12 protein-coding genes are annotated in these 17,464 nt (G+C 59.9%); 4 read left to right on the plus strand and 8 right to left on the minus strand.

The annotated features are described in order from the left end of the window. Positions 1-89 precede the first annotated feature (89 nt). The 5 genes from topA to QMX91_RS08225 form a co-directional block, all read right to left on the minus strand. Positions 90-2,720: a type I DNA topoisomerase gene (topA, locus tag QMX91_RS08205; protein WP_282412539.1), complete on the minus strand. Its 2,631-nt coding sequence runs from the start codon at positions 2,718-2,720 to the stop codon at positions 90-92. Between the two features lie 114 nt (positions 2,721-2,834). Then, positions 2,835-3,071, minus strand: coding sequence for a DUF1653 domain-containing protein (locus QMX91_RS08210; RefSeq protein WP_134786957.1), 237 nt, complete (start codon positions 3,069-3,071; stop codon positions 2,835-2,837). Between the two features lie 100 nt (positions 3,072-3,171). Next, positions 3,172-4,347 (minus strand): acetyl-CoA C-acyltransferase FadA, encoded by a 1,176-nt coding sequence (gene fadA / locus QMX91_RS08215; RefSeq protein ID WP_047600135.1) that lies wholly within the window; start codon positions 4,345-4,347, stop codon positions 3,172-3,174. Between the two features lie 29 nt (positions 4,348-4,376). Further along, positions 4,377-6,524, minus strand: a complete 2,148-nt coding sequence (gene fadB / locus QMX91_RS08220; protein ID WP_139055641.1) for a fatty acid oxidation complex subunit alpha FadB — start codon at positions 6,522-6,524, stop codon at positions 4,377-4,379. A gap of 527 nt (positions 6,525-7,051) precedes the next feature. Continuing rightward, positions 7,052-7,489 (minus strand): hypothetical protein, encoded by a 438-nt coding sequence (locus tag QMX91_RS08225; RefSeq protein ID WP_223008993.1) that lies wholly within the window; start codon positions 7,487-7,489, stop codon positions 7,052-7,054. Positions 7,490-7,592: 103 nt separating this feature from the next. On the opposite strand from QMX91_RS08225, the gene QMX91_RS08230 reads away from it, so the two are divergent. After that, on the plus strand, positions 7,593-8,030 hold the full coding sequence (locus QMX91_RS08230; protein WP_135296250.1) for a universal stress protein: 438 nt from the start codon (positions 7,593-7,595) through the stop codon (positions 8,028-8,030). Between the two features lie 181 nt (positions 8,031-8,211). Here the strand turns inward: QMX91_RS08230 and QMX91_RS08235 are convergent, their stop codons facing one another. Then, positions 8,212-10,134, minus strand: a complete 1,923-nt coding sequence (locus QMX91_RS08235) for an ATP-binding cassette domain-containing protein (protein WP_282412540.1) — start codon at positions 10,132-10,134, stop codon at positions 8,212-8,214. Between the two features lie 214 nt (positions 10,135-10,348). Between QMX91_RS08235 and QMX91_RS08240 the strand changes: the two genes are divergently transcribed. Further along, a complete protein-coding gene (locus QMX91_RS08240; protein WP_027611441.1) occupies positions 10,349-12,277 on the plus strand; it encodes a transglycosylase SLT domain-containing protein in 1,929 nt (642 codons plus the stop codon). 84 nt (positions 12,278-12,361) lie between these two features. On the opposite strand, the gene QMX91_RS08245 is transcribed toward QMX91_RS08240, so the two are convergent. Beyond that, positions 12,362-14,140, minus strand: coding sequence for an ABC transporter transmembrane domain-containing protein (locus tag QMX91_RS08245; protein WP_139055642.1), 1,779 nt, complete (start codon positions 14,138-14,140; stop codon positions 12,362-12,364). 256 nt (positions 14,141-14,396) lie between these two features. On the opposite strand from QMX91_RS08245, the gene QMX91_RS08250 reads away from it, so the two are divergent. Then, a complete protein-coding gene (locus QMX91_RS08250; RefSeq protein ID WP_027611439.1) occupies positions 14,397-14,576 on the plus strand; it encodes a PA1571 family protein in 180 nt (59 codons plus the stop codon). 78 nt (positions 14,577-14,654) lie between these two features. Here the strand turns inward: QMX91_RS08250 and pdxB are convergent, their stop codons facing one another. Continuing rightward, on the minus strand, positions 14,655-15,797 hold the full coding sequence (pdxB, locus tag QMX91_RS08255) for a 4-phosphoerythronate dehydrogenase PdxB (RefSeq protein ID WP_134786960.1): 1,143 nt from the start codon (positions 15,795-15,797) through the stop codon (positions 14,655-14,657). Between the two features lie 171 nt (positions 15,798-15,968). Between pdxB and QMX91_RS08260 the strand changes: the two genes are divergently transcribed. Further along, a complete protein-coding gene (locus QMX91_RS08260) occupies positions 15,969-17,378 on the plus strand; it encodes an MATE family efflux transporter (protein ID WP_027611437.1) in 1,410 nt (469 codons plus the stop codon). The last annotated feature ends 86 nt before the right edge of the window (positions 17,379-17,464 follow it).

Raw genomic sequence — 17,464 nt, forward strand, 5'->3', positions numbered from 1 at the left:
ATCAGCGGATCCGACCGCAAGCACAAAACAAAAAGGCCGCATGAAAACCCGAGGGTCATCATGCGGCCTTTTGTGGATCAGGCTAACGCTTACTCAGCCTTGGCTTTCGTACGCTTGTCTTCAACAGTCCACTTGCCACCGTCGTAGAACGCTTTCCAGCCGGTAGGCTTGCCGTCGACCTCGGTCTGCACATATTGCTCCTTGGTCTTGCGGCTGTAACGGATTACTGCCGGCAGACCATCAGGATCCTTCTGCGGTGCTTCGCAGAGGAAGTGGTACTTCGGATCGATCTCATCCTTGTGCGGCAGAATCTCGATCACCAGCGGAGCACGGGTCTCGCGGTTTTTCGGGAACTGGCTGGCCGCCAGGAACAGACCGGAAGCACCGTCGCGCAGAATGTAGGTGTCGTTGACCTTCTCGCATTTCAGCTCAGGCATCTTCACCGGATCCATCTTCGGCGGCGCCGCGTCACCACTCTTCAGCAGTTTGCGCGTGTTCTTGCAGGTCGGGTTGGTGCAACCGAAGAACTTGCCGAAACGGCCGGTCTTGAGCTGCATCTCGCTGCCGCACTTGTCGCATTCCAGGCTCGGACCTTCGTAGCCCTTGATGCGGTAGTTGCCCTCTTCGATTTCATAGCCGGCACAATCCGGGTTGTTACCGCAGATGTGCAGTTTGCGCTTCTCGTCGAGCAGGTAGGCGTCCATCGCGGTGCTGCAGATCGGGCAGCGATGCTTGCCGCGCAGCACCAGCGACTCCGACTCGCCCTCGTCGTCCGCAGCGATCTCGTCGCCCGGCACCAGGTTGACGGTGGCCTTGCAGCGCTCTTTTGGTGGCAGGCTGTAACCCGAGCAACCGAGGAACACGCCGGTCGATGCCGTACGGATCTGCATCGGACGACCGCACGTGGTGCACGGAATATCAGTCATGACCGGCTGGTTGGCACGCATGCCGCTTTCCGGGTTCTCGGCCACTTCGAGCTTCTTCTTGAAGTCGCCGTAGAACTCGTCCAGCACGTTTTTCCAGTCGCGCTCGCCCTGAGCCACATCATCGAGGTTCTCTTCCATGCCGGCGGTGAAGCCGTAGTCCATGAGGTTCGAGAAGCTCTCCGACAGACGCTCGGTGACGATATCGCCCATCTTTTCCGAGTAGAAACGACGGTTGTGCAGGGTCACGTAGCCGCGATCCTGAATGGTCGAAATGATCGCTGCGTAAGTCGAAGGACGACCGATGCCGCGTTTTTCCATTTCCTTGACCAGGCTGGCTTCCGAGTAACGGGCCGGCGGCTTGGTGAAATGCTGCGACGGATCGAGCTTGATCAGCTTCATCGCATCGCCCTGCGCCATGTCCGGCAGAACATCGTCATCGCCAGGCTTGGTGATTTGCGGCAGAACGCGGGTGTAACCGTCGAACTTGAGGATGCGGCCTTTGGCACGCAGCTCGAAGTCGCCAGCGGCAACGCTGACGGTGGTCGACAGATATTGCGCCGGCAGCATCTGGCAAGCGAGGAACTGGCGCCAGATCAACTCGTAGAGGCGCTCAGCATCACGCTCCATGCCTGCAAGCTTGCTTGGCGTGGTGTTGGCATCGGAAGGACGAATCGCTTCGTGAGCCTCTTGTGCGCCTTCCTTGCTGCTGTAGACGTTCGGCGCTTCCGGCAGGTACTTCTTGCCGAACTCGTCCTCGATATAGGTACGCGCCATCGCCACGGCATCAGCCGAGAGATTGGTCGAGTCGGTACGCATATAAGTGATGTAGCCGGCTTCGTACAGACGCTGGGCCATCATCATGGTTTTCTTCACGCCGAAGCCCAGGCGGTTGCTCGCGGCCTGCTGCAGGGTGGAGGTGATGAACGGCGCCGACGGCTTGCTGCTGGTCGGCTTGTCTTCGCGCTTGACGATGCTGTAGCTGGAGGACTTGAGCTTCTCCAGCGCGGCTGTGGCCTGAGCTTCGTTTAGCGGTTTGAAGGCTTCACCCTTCTCGCGCGCCACTTCGAAACGTACGGTCGAACCCTTGGCGGTGCCAAGATCAGCGTGCACTTCCCAGTACTCTTCCGGGTTGAATGCACGAATCTCGCGCTCACGCTCGACCACCAGCTTCACGGCAACCGATTGCACGCGACCGGCCGACAGGCCACGGGCGATCTTGGCCCACAGCAGCGGCGAGACCATGTAACCCACAACGCGGTCGAGGAAACGACGCGCCTGCTGGGCATTTACACGATCAATGTCCAGCTCGCCCGGCTCGGAGAAAGCTTCCTGAATCGCCTTCTTGGTGATTTCGTTGAACACCACGCGCTTGTAGCGGCTGTCGTCACCACCGATGGCTTCGCGCAGGTGCCAGGCAATGGCTTCCCCCTCGCGATCCAAGTCGGTTGCGAGATAGATGGTGTCAGCATCCTTGGCGAGCCGGCGCAGCTCTTCGATGACCTTCTCTTTGCCCGGGAGGATCTCGTACTGGGCTTTCCAGCCATGCTCCGGATCGACACCCATGCGCGAGACCAATTGCTTGCGCGCTTTCTCTTTCGGCGTGAGCACCGGCCCCTCGCCCGCGGCAGCCTTGCCGCGCTTGGCGGCTGGCTCTTTGCTGGCGCTAGCCGAACCGCTGGTGGGCAGGTCTCGGATATGGCCGATACTCGACTTCACCACGTATTGGTTGCCCAGATACTTGTTGATGGTCTTGGCCTTAGCCGGGGATTCCACAATGACCAGCGATTTGCCCATGGATCAGAAAATTCCTGAATTCTAGAAGTGAAAGGCGGTTGGCGCCTGACGCGGCACCGCTATATATAGTGGCTACAAGGTGAGGTCAAGCACAGGGTTCTGTGCGCACTCGCCTTATGCCTTGGAAAAAAGGCTCGGTTCGGCGTGCACCAAAGCAAAGCGTGGCACCTGCTCGCCGTCAACCTCGACCGACTCGACGAACATGCTCAAAGGGCGTACCCAAAAGCCGTAATCGCCATACAGGGCTTGGTAAAACACCACTTCTTCTTCGGTCTCGGAATGCCGCGCAACATTGAATACACGGTACTGCTGACCTTTGTAATGTTTGTAGAGCCCAGGTTGTATCGGCATGCTTCGGCCCTCACTCAAATTTTTTCAAAATAAATACAAAAATAAATCCGCAAAAAACAAAAACCGGGGCACTTGGCCCCGGCTTCCATCGACGAGACGCTTAAACGCGTTCGAAGACGGTGGAGATGCCTTGGCCAAGACCAATGCACATAGTGGCCACCCCAAAGGTGCCGCCATTCTGCTTCATCACGTTCAGCAAGGTGCCGGAAATACGGGCACCGGAGCAACCGAACGGGTGACCCAGGGCGATCGCGCCGCCGTGCAGGTTAACCTTCTCGTTCATCTTGTCGAGCACTTTCAGATCTTTCAGCACTGGCAGGGCCTGTGCAGCGAAAGCTTCGTTGAGCTCGAAGAAGTCGATATCGTTGATGCCAAGGCCCGCACGCTTCAGGGCTTTTTGTGTCGCCGGCACTGGACCATAGCCCATGATCGCCGGATCCACACCCGCCACTGCCATCGAACGGATCACGGCCATCGGCTGGATCCCCAGATCCTGTGCACGCTGCGCCGACATCACGATCATGCACGAAGCACCATCGGTGATCTGCGACGAAGTACCGGCTGTCACGGTGCCGCCTTTTGGATTGAAGGCAGGTTTGAGGGCCGCCAGACTTTCCAGGGTGGTTTCCGGACGAATGGTTTCGTCGTAGTCGAACAGCTTCAGGAAGCCGTTTTCGTCGTAGCCCTGCATCGGGATGATTTCGTCTTTGAACTTGCCTTCCACCGTCGCTTTATGGGCGAGCTGGTGGGAGCGCACGCCAAAGGCATCCTGCTGCTCACGAGTGATGCCGTGCATCTTGCCGAGCATTTCTGCGGTCAGACCCATCATGCCCGAGGCTTTCGCCGCGTACAGCGACATGTGCGGGTTCGGATCGACACCGTGCATCATGCTCACGTGGCCCATATGCTCGACGCCGCCAACCACGAATACGTCACCGTTGCCGGTCATGATCGCTTGCGCTGCAGTGTGCAGGGCGCTCATCGACGAGCCGCACAGACGGCTGACGGTCTGGCCGGCCGAGGTGTGCGGGATCTGGGTCATCAGCGACGCCATGCGCGCGATGTTCCAGCCCTGCTCCAGGGTCTGGTTCACACAGCCCCAGATCACGTCCTCGACTTCAGCAGGATCGACCTTGGCGTTGCGTTCCAGCAGTTTGCTGATCAGGTGCGCCGACATGTCTTCGGCGCGGGTGTTGCGGTGCATGCCGCCCTTGGAGCGGCCCATCGGAGTACGACCGAAGTCGACAATCACGACGTCTCTAGGATTCAAGCTCATAAGTTCACTCTCACTCTAGTTGGGGGCGCTTAACCGAAGAAGCTCTGGCCGTTTTTGGCCATTTCGCGCAGCTTCGCGGTCGGGTGGTACAGCGCGCCCAAATCAGCGTACTGGTCAGCCAGGGCAACGAACTCGGCCACACCGATCGAATCGATGTAGCGCAGCGCACCGCCACGGAATGGAGGGAAACCGATACCGTAGACCAGACCCATGTCGGCTTCGGCGGCGGTTTCAACGATGCCGTCTTCCAGGCAGCGCACGGTTTCCAGGCACAGCGGGATCATCATCCAGTTGATGATGTCTTCGTCAGTGACTTCGCGCTGCTCGTAAACGATCGGCTTGAGCACTTCCAGCACCGACGGATCGGCAACCTTCTTCTGCTTGCCTTTCTTGTCGGCTTCGTAGGCGTAGAAGCCCTTGCCGTTCTTCTGGCCCAGACGCTTGGCCTCGTACAGCACGTCGATGGCCGAGCGACGATCATCCTTCATGCGATCCGGGAAGCCTTCAGCCATCACGTCACGACCGTGGTGACCGGTGTCGATGCCGACCACGTCCATCAGGTACGCCGGGCCCATCGGCCAGCCGAATTTTTCCATGACCTTGTCGATGCGGACGAAGTCCACACCAGCGCTGACCAGCTTGGCGAAACCGCCGAAATACGGGAACAGAACGCGGTTGACCAGGAAGCCCGGGCAGTCGTTGACGACGATCGGGTTCTTGCCCATTTTCTTGGCGTAGGCAACGGTTGTGGCAATCGCCAGCTCGCTGGACTTCTCGCCACGGATCACTTCCACCAGCGGCATCATGTGCACCGGGTTGAAGAAGTGCATGCCGACGAAGTTTTCCGGGCGCTTGAGGGCCTTGGCCAGCAGGCTGATGGAAATGGTCGAGGTGTTGGACGCGAGGATGGTGTCCTCTTTGACCTTGTCTTCGACTTCAGCCAGCACAGCTTGCTTGACCTTCGGGTTCTCGACCACGGCTTCAACAACCAGATCGACGTGACCGAAGTCACCGTAGGACAGGGTCGGACGAATACCGTTGAGCACTTCAGCCATTTTCGCGGCGGTCATGCGGCCTTTGTCAACGCGACCAACCAGCAGTTTGGCGGCTTCGGCCAGCCCCTGCTCGATACCATGCTCGTTGATGTCCTTCATCAGGATCGGCGTACCTTTGGAGGCCGACTGATAAGCGATGCCTCCACCCATGATGCCGGCGCCCAGTACGGCAGCCTGCTTCACGTCCTTGGCGATTTCGTCGTAGGCCTTGGCCTTTTTCTTCAGCTCCTGATCGTTCAGGAACAGACCGATCAAGCTCTGCGCGGCAGAGGTCTTGGCCAGTTTGACGAAACCGGCGGCTTCGACTTCCAGCGCCTTGTCACGACCGAAGTTCGCGGCTTTCTGGATGGTCTTGATCGCTTCGACCGGCGCCGGGTAATTCGGGCCTGCCTGCCCTGCCACGAAACCTTTGGCGGTTTCGAAAGCCATCATTTGTTCAATGGCGTTCAACTTGAGTTTTTCAAGTTTTGGCTGACGCTTGGCCTTGTAATCGAACTCGCCGGAGATGGCGCGCTTGACCAGTTCAAGGGCAGCTTCCTGCAGCTTCTCTGGAGCAACCACGGCGTCGACGGCGCTGACTTTCAGCGCGTCTTCAGGACGGTTTTCCTTGCCGGCGGCAATCCACTCGATGGCGTTATCGACGCCAATCAGGCGCGGCAGACGCACGGTGCCGCCGAAGCCTGGGTAGATGCCTAGTTTGACTTCCGGCAGACCGATCTTGGCCTTGGTCGACATGACGCGGTAGTCCGCCGCCAGGCACATTTCCAGACCGCCACCCAGGGCGATGCCGTTAATCGCGGCCACGGTCGGAACGTTGAGGTCTTCGAAATCGCTGAAGATCTTGTTGGCTTCGAGATTGCCAGCAACCAGCTCGGCATCCGGCAGCTTGAAGTTGTCGACAAATTCGGTGATGTCGGCGCCGACGATGAACACGTCCTTGCCACTGCTGACGATCACGCCCTTGATCGAAGCATCTGCCTTGATGGTGTCCACGGCCTGACGCAGTTCGTTCAGGGTAAGACGGTTGAACTTGTTGACGGACTCACCCTTGAGGTCGAATTTCAATTCGACGATGCCACTTTCAAGAGCTTTAACCGTGATGGCTTTACCTTCGTAAATCATCAACTGATCTCCACGATATGGAAGCTGAACAGTACACGTCGGACGCAGGTAAATGGCTCGGCAGGACGCTTTTTCGTCGATGCTGACGCCAATCCACCCGGCACACCCGCCAACGCGATAGTCGGGATTCTGTAGGAGCAGTCTGTAAGACAAACGCTCAATTCATACGCCCGTTTGATTTGGGTACGTCACCTTCACGGAATTTCCAACAATTGTCAATCGCCCAAAATACGGGTTGAAATGCGACTTTGTGGTCATTTCCGTTGCACACATATCCGCAACACGCAGCTGCATGCAAAGCCATTCATAGAATCAATAGTTAGAAAAGTCGCCCTAATTCCCGGCGAGCCTTGTTTAACAGGCTACGCTGGCTGGACTACAGGGAGATTCGCTGCAACTAAAAAACGAGTCAGCGATAAAAAACAGTTACCGGCCTGCCTGGCCACCCCGCCCGATGAATCATGTCGGGCTTTTTATTGCTCGTCTGCCGGACGCTCCCCACCCTTGCAGTGGGAAAAGTCCGCGAGTCAGGCCAGCGCTTTCAGAGTCGCGTCGATAGCCTGCAAAACCGTGGCTTCGCCCTTCTCGCCCCAGTACAGCGCGATCATCTGCTTGTCGGCCTCGACCTTGAACACGTTGCCCGGCAACTTTTCGAAATGATCGAGCAGCAACCGGTCCTCGCAGACTTCCTGCCACTGATTGACCCATACCCCCGGCGATTTCTGCCAGTAGGTCCAGCACGCCGGCTGAGTGCCACGCCGTGGCCGATGATATTGCGCGCACGGGCTGGGCGGCTCCTGAGACAGCCAGTGCGGCCACTCCTGAGGCGCCAGCTGCATGGCCAGCCCGATGCGTCGCGCCTCCATGCGCAGGGCCATGCGGCCGCTCTGCACGCGCGACGGGCGCAACCACGCCAGTGGACTCAAAACCACCAGCAGGATTGACACCACCAACCAGACCGTCATATCTCTACTCCCGACTTAAGGTGAGCGCATTGTGTCACTTTGGAACCAATGCGCTTGAAACCAGCCATACTTAACAATATTGAACCGTCACGAGGAGCACCTCATGCCCTACAACCATATCCTGGTCGCCGTAGACCTGACCGAAGAGTGCGACCCTGTGATTCACCGCGCCCGAGAGCTGTCGGCGAGCAATAGCGCCAAGCTGTCGCTGGTGCATATCGTCGAACCGATGGCGATGGCGTTTGGCGGCGACGTGCCGATGGATCTGTCACAACTGCAACAGCAGCAGTTCGATCAGGCCAAGGAGCGACTTGAACGCCTGAAAGCCAAATACGCCGAACTTGAGGGCGCCAATTGCCACCTGACCTATGGCCAGCCACGCCAGGAAATCCATCATTTCGCCAAGGAAAACCATTGCGACCTGATCGTAGTCGGCAGCCACGGCCGTCATGGTCTGGCGCTATTGCTGGGCTCCACAGCCAACGACGTGTTGCATGGCGCCCCTTGCGATGTGCTCGCGGTGCACCTGATCAAACGCTGAAACACAAAACCCTGTGGGAGCGAGCTTGCTCGCGAAGGCGTCGGCACATTCAACATTGATGCTACCTGACATACCGCTTTCGCGAGCAAGCTCGCTCCCACATTGGAATCTTCACCTATATCCGTATATGAAAAGCCCGGCGTTCATCACTGAACGCCGGGCTTTTTCATGGCCGGATCAATCAGGCATCCAGCTCGGCCCAACGCTCGACCAGTGCATCCAGCTCAGCCTGCAACTGCTCCAGCGAAGCAATCACCTTGGCCGTTTCTGCTGGCGGACGCTGATAGAAGCCGGCCTCGGCCATTTCCGCCTCGACGGCAGCGATCTGCTGCTCCTTGGCATCGATGTCGCCCGGTAACGCTTCCAGCTCGCGCTGCAGCTTGTAGCTCAGCTTCTTCTTGGCTGCTGGCGCAGCAGCGGCAGGTGCAGCAGCCACAACCGGCTCAGCGGTAACCACCGCCGAATTCAGATCAGCCTTGCCCGACTTGCTCTCGGTCACGCCCAGCAGACGCGGCGAGCCGCCCTGACGGATCCAGTCCTGATAGCCACCGACGTATTCACGCACCTGCCCCTCGCCTTCGAAGACCAGGGTGCTGGTGACCACGTTGTCGAGGAATGCCCGGTCGTGGCTGACCATCAGCACGGTGCCGTTAAAGGTCAGCAGCACTTCTTCGAGCAGCTCGAGGGTTTCCACGTCGAGGTCGTTGGTCGGTTCGTCGAGTACCAGCAGGTTCGCCGGTTTGCTGAACAGTTTCGCCAGCAACAGGCGTGCACGCTCACCACCGGACAGCGCCTTGACCGGCGTGCGCGCACGCTGCGGGCTGAACAGGAAGTCACCGAGGTAGCTCAGGACGTGGCGGCTCTGGCCGTCGATATCGATGAAGTCGCGACCTTCGGCGACGTTGTCGATCACGGTCTTTTCCAGATCCAGCTGATGGCGCAACTGGTCGAAGTAGGCCACATCGATGCGCGTGCCCTCTTCCACCTTGCCACTGGTCGGTTGCAGACCGTTGAGCATCAGCTTCAGCAGGGTGGTCTTGCCGGTACCGTTGGCGCCGAGCAGACCGATACGGTCGCCGCGCTGCAGGACCATCGAGAAGTCCTTGATCAGGTACGGGCCATCCGGGTGATGGAAGCTGACATTCTCCAACACCATCACTTGCTTGCCGGACTTGTCGGCGGTTTCCAGCTGGATGTTCGCCTTGCCGGTACGCTCGCGACGCTCGCTGCGCTCAACACGCAGGGCTTTCAGGGCGCGAACGCGACCTTCGTTACGGGTACGACGGGCCTTGATGCCCTGACGGATCCACACTTCTTCCTGAGCCAGACGCTTGTCGAACAGCGCGTTGGCAGTTTCTTCCGCGGCCAGCGCAGCTTCTTTGTGCACCAGGAAGCTGGCGTAGTCGCCGTTCCAGTCGATCAGGCCGCCGCGATCCAGTTCGAGGATGCGCGTGGCGAGGTTCTGCAGGAAAGAACGGTCGTGCGTGATGAACAGCACGGCGCCCTGGAAATCCTTCAGGGCTTCTTCAAGCCAGGCAATCGCACCGATGTCCAGGTGGTTGGTCGGTTCGTCGAGCAGCAGCAGATCCGGTTCCGAGACCAGCGCCTGCGCCAGCAGCACGCGACGACGCCAGCCGCCGGACAACTCGGCGAGGGTCTTGTCGGCCGGCAGTTGCAGGCGGCTCAGGGTGCTGTCGACCAGGGTCTGCAAGCGCCAGCCGTCACGGGCTTCGAGGTCGTGCTGAACGTGCATCAGCTTGTCCAGATCGGCGTCGGTGACGATGTTCTGGCTCAGGTGATGGTATTCGGCGAGCAAGGCGCCAACGCCGTCGAGGCCTTCGGCAACCACGTCGAATACGGTCCGCCCGTCGGCCACCGGCAATTCTTGCGGCAATTCACCGATTTTCAGACCGGGGGCACGCCACACCGAGCCGTCATCGGGCTTCTGGTCGCCCTTGACCAGTTTCATCATGCTGGATTTGCCAGTGCCGTTGCGGCCGATGATGCACACCCGCTCACCACGGGCGATCTGCCAGGACACCTTGTCCAACAACGGCATCGCGCCGAATGCAAGGGACACATCGCTGAATTTGAGCAGGGTCATGAGCTTCTCCAAAAACCGGGCGCGCATTCTACCTGAGTTAGGCTCTCAGCAGGCCGGCAATTTGTCTGCCGAAGCACTCTGCACAACATTTGTTGCGAACTTGTGCTGCAAGACCGGCAAAGCTTTCGCCCGTTGCTGGCAAAAGGCTAAGCTACAGACAATTCAGTGCTGGCCGCGGCCGGTGCTTGTCATGATTTCTCTGCCCGGATGTCTCATGCGCAGTCGCCTTTTCAGTGTCTTGTCCTGTTTGCTACTTACCGCCGCTGCCGCTCAATCCGCTCAGGCGGTGGACCTGTCCACCCAACGCCAGTATTACGATGAAGCCAAGCGTGCCTTGGCCAAGGGCGATACCGGCCCGTACTTCCGTTATAGCCAGGCCCTCGCCGATTACCCGCTGGAACCGTACCTGGCCTACGACGAACTGACCGCGCGTCTGAAAACCGCGAGCAACGCCGAAATCGAGAAGTTCCTCGCCGAGCACGGCGACCTGCCCCAGGCCAACTGGATGAAGCTGCGCTGGTTGCGCTGGCTCGCCGACCGTGGCGATTGGGCGACCTTCACCAAGTATTACGATCCGAAACTCAACTTCACCGAACTGGACTGCCTCAATGCGCAGTTCCAGATCAGCAGCGGCCATAAGGCCGAGGGCTATGCCAACGCCGACAAACTGTGGCTGACCGGTAAATCGCAACCGGCTGCCTGTGACGGGCTATTCGGGATCTGGGCCGCCGACGGCCAGTTGACCGAACAGAAACGCTGGGAACGCACCAAACTCGCCGCCCAGGCGCGCAACTATCCACTGGCTAACAGTCTGGTCAACGGCCTGACCACCCTCGCCCCGCGCGGTCGGCTGCTGGTAGATGTGGCGCAGAAACCCGAGCTGCTCAATCAGCCGTCGCGCTTCACCCCGGCCGACGAGCCGATGTCCGACGTGGTCAGCCTCGGCCTGCGCCGCCTCGCCCGTCAGGATCCGGACAAGGCCATGGCCCTGCTCGACGGATACGCCAGCAGCATGCATTTCTCCCGTGACGAGAAAGTCGCGATTGCCCGGGAAATCGGCCTGACCCTGGCCCGGCGCTTCGACAGCCGCGCGCTGGACGTGATGACCAAATACGATCCGGAACTGCGTGACAACACCGTGTCCGAATGGCGCCTGCGTCTGCTGCTGCGACTGGCACGCTGGGACGATGCGTATCAGTTGACTCGTCGTCTGCCACAGGATCTGGCGACCACCAACCGCTGGCGTTACTGGCAGGCCCGCAGCCTGGAACTGGCGCAACCGCAGAACCCGGAAGCGCAGACCCTGTACAAAAATCTGGCGAAGGAACGCGACTTCTACGGTTTCCTCGCTGCCGACCGCTCGCAACTGCCTTACTCGCTGATGAACAAGCCGCTGGTACTCAGTCAGGCCACCATCAACAAGGTGCGCAACACTCCCGGCGTGCGGCGCGCGCTGGAATTCCATGCGCGTGGGCAGATCGTTGACGGGCGCCGCGAGTGGTATCACGTCAGTCGCCATTTCAATCGTGACGAAATGGTCGCTCAGGCCAAACTGGCCTACGACCTGAAATGGTATTTCCCGGCCATCCGCACCATCAGTCAGGCGCAATACTGGGACGACCTGGATATCCGCTTCCCGATGGCCCACCGCGACACCCTGGTGCGTGAAGCCAAGACGCGCGGCCTGCACTCAAGCTGGGTGTTCGCCATCACCCGCCAGGAAAGTGCCTTCATGGACGACGCCCGCTCCGGCGTTGGTGCCAGCGGTCTGATGCAGTTGATGCCCGGCACTGCCAAGGAAACCGCACGCAAGTTCAGCATCCCGCTGGCCTCGCCGCAACAAGTGCTCGATCCGGACAAGAACATCCAGCTCGGCGCCGCTTACCTGAGCCAGGTGCACAGCCAGTTCAACGGCAACCGCGTCCTCGCCTCCGCCGCCTACAACGCCGGCCCCGGCCGCGTGCGCCAGTGGCTGCGCGGTGCCGATCACCTGAGCTTCGACGTGTGGGTGGAAAGCATCCCGTTCGACGAAACCCGCCAGTACGTGCAAAACGTGCTGTCATACTCGGTGATCTACGGGCAGAAGCTCAATTCGCCGCAGCCGCTGGTGGACTGGCATGAGCGGTATTTCGACGATCAATGACAGGTGCTGAATACCTGAAATGAAAAATGCCCGCATCAATCGATGCGGGCATTTTTTTGTCTTCATCAAAGGTCTGCGGCAGTTCTACACCGCCACCGCATGCCCATCATTGAACTGCAGCGCTGCCAACCGCGCATACAGCGGATTGCTTACGATCAGTTCCTGATGGGTACCGATGGCCACCAGGCTACCCTGATCCATCACCGCGATCCGGTCGGCGTTTTTCACTGTGGCCAGGCGATGCGCGATTACCAATGTGGTGCGATTTTGCATCAGGCTTGGCAACGCTTCCTGAATCAAGTGCTCGCTCTGCGCATCGAGGGCGCTGGTGGCTTCGTCCAGCAGCAGAATCGGCGCATCCACCAGCAACGCGCGGGCAATCGCCAGGCGTTGACGCTGGCCGCCGGAAAGTCCGAGGCCGGCGTCCCCCAAGTGGGTCTGATAGCCATTGGGCATCTTCTCGATGAAGTCATGGGCGTGGGCAATTCTTGCCGCTTCCTTGACCTGCTCCAGCGTCGCATCTGCATTGCCGTAACGAATATTCTCTTCGACGCTGCCGAAAAACAGCGCAGGCGATTGCGAGACCAGGGCGAAATTGCGGCGCAGATCCAGCGGATCGAGGCTGGTCAGCGGCACGCCGTCGATCAAAATCCGCCCTTCAATCGGGTCGTAAAAGCGCAACAGCAAGTCATACACCGTGGACTTGCCGGCCCCGGATGGCCCGACAAGGGCCAGGGTCTCGCCGGCCCTGATGGTCAGGCTCAAGCCGTTGACGGCGTAGCTGTCCGGACGTGACGGGTAGGAGAAACGCACATTCTGCAATTGCAGCTCGCCCTTGATCCGTTCTGGCAATGTCACCAGTCCGATGCTCGGTGGCTGGATGATGTTCTGCGAACTGAGCAGTTCCGCAATGCGCTCAGCGGCACCCGCCGCACGCTGCAACTCGCCGATGACTTCACTCAACGTGCCGATCGCACTGCCGACGATCAGGCTGTAGAAAACGAACGCCGCCAGTTCGCCACCGGTAATGCGCCCGGCAATCACGTCCATGCCGCCGACCCACAACATCACTGCGACCGCGCCGAGCACCAGCACGATCACCACGGTGATCATCCAGGAGCGTTGAAAGATGCGCTTGCGTGCGGTGTCGAACGCGTCCTCGACCGTCGTGGCGAAACGCCGCTCGTCCTGCACCTGATGGTTGTAGGCTTGCACGGTCTTGATCTGGCCCAGGGTTTCGGAGACATAGCTGCCAATGTCGGCGACCCGGTCCTGACTCAGCCGCGACAGATTACGCACGCGCCGACCGAAAATCAGAATCGGCGCGACCACGAACGGCAAGGCAATCACCACGATGCTGGTGAGTTTCGGGTTGGTGATAAACAGCAGGACCACCCCGCCGATCACCATCAACAGGTTGCGCAGAAACATCGACAGTGACGAGCCGATCACCGATTGCAGCAAGGTGGTGTCGGCAGTCAGTCGGGACTGGATCTCCGAACTGCGGTTGTTTTCATAAAACCCGGGATGCAGGTACACCAGATGGTTGAACACCTCGCGCCGGATGTCCGCCACACAGCGCTCACCGATCCACGATACCCAGTAAAAACGCGCGAACGTGCCGACTGCCAGGCCCAGCACCATCAGCATGAAGATACCGATGCTCTGGTTCAGTTGGTGCGGCGACTGCGTCATGAAGCCCCGATCGACCAGCAATTTGATCCCCTGCCCCATCGACAAAGTGACCGCCGCGGTGACGATCAGCGCCAGCAGTGCAGCGCCGACTTGCCAACGATAAGGCGCCAGAAACCGGCTGGTCAGACTCAGCGCTCGACGGTGCCGGGAAGAAAGCTTCGAGATCATTCAGGTACACATCCGTGTTGGTGAAAGGGCTAGCCTAAACCTTCTATGGGGCGGAACTCTGTAAATCACAATGAGTCAGGTTAAATATGCCCCCAAAGACTAGGCCATAGTTGCTATTGGTCTAATGTCCCGGTTGAGACGAGCGGTCATTTCTGTTGGACTGGAGGTGCCGCTTTTGACAGACCCAAGGGTGTTGTCACAGCCTGGTCACGTGGCGGTTTTAATCTACGTGCACAACCTGATGAGGAGACAGGCCATGTCCTTGCAACACAGCAGCGATGACAAGATTCAAGTGATCCGCACCAAGCCCGGCCAACCTCTGGGTTGCTCGATTATCGACAAGGATGGGCGTGAAGTACCGATCACTGAAGACATGATCCAGGACGCGTGCCGCGAACTGGAGAAGCGATTGGTCAAGCCTGCCGAACAAAAGTGATATAGCCACCGTCTTCCTGACCCGGCCCCTGTTTGGCCGGGTTTTTTCTGCCTGCCGTTTTGTTCTGCGCAGGGATTTTCAGACAGCCACCGCCCCCAGCGCCGCCACAATCTGTTGCAACTGCGGCGAATCACCGTCGATCCGCACCTTCAGCCCCTCGATCTCGCGCCGCACCGGATACTGCTTGCGCAACACATCGAAGGCCGCACGCTGTTCAGTGACATTGCCTACAAGACTGCGACGAAAATCCGCGTCATCGCGGCGCGGGTCGTACACCCCGCGGCACAACATCGCCAGCGCCCAGGCCGGATCGCTGTCGGCGTGCAGGGTCACTTCTGACAGCCACGGTGCCGGCAACAGGTCACTGAGCTGGATGCTCGGCGGCTGAACGATAAACTCGCAATAAGCCTGATAGATCTGCGCCGTCCCGCGCTGCTTGCCATCGAGGCTGTAGCCGGCAATGTGCGGCGTGGCCAACACGCAGAGTTCGGCAAGGGCGACATCGACCTCAGGCTCGGCTTCCCAGACGTCGAGCACCGCTTGCAGGTCCTCGCGCTCCAGCAGCACGTTACGCAACGCAGCGTTATCCACCACCGGCCCACGGGCGGCGTTGATCAGCCAGGTGCCGGGTTTGAGCTGTTGCAAACGCTGTTCGTCAAACAGATGCCAGGTCGCGCCTTCGCCGGTGCGCGTCAGCGGCGTGTGCAGGCTGATCACGTCGCACTGCTCGATGATCTGCTCAAGGCTGACGTAATCGCCGCCCTCGGCTGCCTGACGCGGCGGATCGCAAACTTTGACATTCCAGCCCAGGCCCTTGAGGACCTTGATCAACCGGCCGCCGACTTCACCGGCACCGATGACGCCGTAAGTACGTTGTGGCAGACCTACGCCTTCAATTTCCGCCAAAGTCATCAGGCTGCCCAGCACGTAATCGACCACGCCCCGCGCATTGCAACCAGGCGCGCTGGACCAGCTGATGCCGGCCTCGTTGAAATAATCGAGATCCAGATGATCGGTACCAATGGTGCAGGTGCCGACGAAACGCACTTTGCTGCCTTCGAGCAACGCGCGGTTGACGTTGGTCACCGAGCGCACCAGCAACACATCGGCCTGCTCGACCGTTGCACGATCGATGGAACGGCCCGGCACCCGGCGGATCTCGCCGAAACCGGCAAAAAAGGCATCAAGCAGCGGAATATTTTCGTCGGCAACAATCAGCATGGCGGGCTCCTTGAGGGGATCGGCAGTTTAGGTGCAGATCCACCGTTGAGCCAGCGCCACAGTGGATGGCATCGATGATTACAAATCCGCAACAGAGGATTTTTCCTGACTGTCACGTCAGCGGCGTAGAATGCGGCGCCTTGCGCATCAACACCTGTGGACGCTTTGCCTGTGAATTCTGTTACTGATCAACCTCTCGCTGCCTCACTCACCCGCCCCGCGCGAATTCGCCTGGAGTTCAGGAACCTGCTCGCCCTGGCCTTGCCGATCATCATCGCGCAACTGGCGACTACCGCGATGGGCTTCGTCGATGCGGTGATGGCCGGCCGCGTCGGGCCGAAAGATCTGGCGGCGGTAGCGCTGGGCAACTCGATCTGGGTCCCGGTGTTTCTGCTGATGACCGGCACCCTGCTGGCCACCACGCCGAAAGTCGCTCAGCGTTTCGGCGCCGGCACCCACAGCGAGATCGGCCCGATCGTGCGTCAGGCGCTGTGGCTGGCGCTGGTAGTCGGCCTGATCGCGACAGCGATGCTGGTCGCCGCCGAACCGGTGCTGCACCTGATGAAGGTCGATCCCGAGCTGATCGGCCCGTGCATGCAATACCTGCACGGCATTGCCAGCGGCCTGCCAGCGGTGGCGTTCTATCATGTGCTGCGCTGCACCAGTGACGGCATCGGCCGTACCCGCCCGGCGATGGTGCTGGGGCTGTGCGGTCTGGCGCTGAACATTCCGCTGAACTACATCTTCATCTATGGTCACTTCGGCGTGCCGGCCATGGGCGGCGTGGGTTGCGGCTGGGCCACGGCCATCGTGATGTGGGTCATGGCGCTGGGGCTGGCCGGTTACGAGCGCTGGGCGCCGGCCTATCGTTCGAGCGAGATCTTCAGCCGCTTCGACTGGCCACAATGGGCGGTGATCAAGCGTCTGCTGGCGATCGGTCTGCCGATTGGCATCGCGGTGTTTGCCGAGTCGAGCATCTTTGCGGTGATCGCCCTGCTGATCGGCAGCCTTGGCGCCACCGTGGTGGCCGGGCACCAGATCGCGCTGAACGTCAGCTCACTGGTGTTCATGATTCCGTATTCGCTAGGTATGGCGGTGACCGTACGCGTCGGCCAGGCCTTGGGCCGTGAAGAGCCGCGTGAAGCACGCTTTGCCGCCGGTGTCGGCATGGGGACTGCGCTGGCCTACGCCTGTATTTCGGCGAGCATGATGCTGTTGCTGCGCGAGCCGATTGCGTCGATCTATACGGCTGATCCGACGGTGATCCACATCGCGGCGATGCTGATTGTGTACTCGGCGCTGTTCCAGTTTTCCGACGCAATCCAGGTCACCGCCGCTGGCGCTCTGCGCGGTTATCAGGACACCCGGGTGACGATGATCCTGACCCTGTTCGCCTACTGGGGCATCGGCCTGCCGGTAGGTTACGCCCTTGGCCTGACCGACTGGCTCGGCGAACCGCGTGGCCCGAGCGGCTTGTGGCAGGGTTTGATCGTCGGTTTGAGCTGCGCGGCACTCATGCTGTCGATCCGCCTGACCCGCAGTGCGCGCAAGCGTATTCGGATCAGTCGCAGCGCCGGCTGAAGCCCTTACGCAGGATAAAAAATGTGGGAGCGGGCTTGCTCGCGAAAACGGTGTTTCAGTCGACATTTACAGTGACTGACACACCG

The sequence above is a fragment of the Pseudomonas sp. PS01299 genome, assembly GCF_029960145.1.
GTDB classification, from domain to species: Bacteria; Pseudomonadota; Gammaproteobacteria; order Pseudomonadales; family Pseudomonadaceae; genus Aquipseudomonas; species Aquipseudomonas putida_A.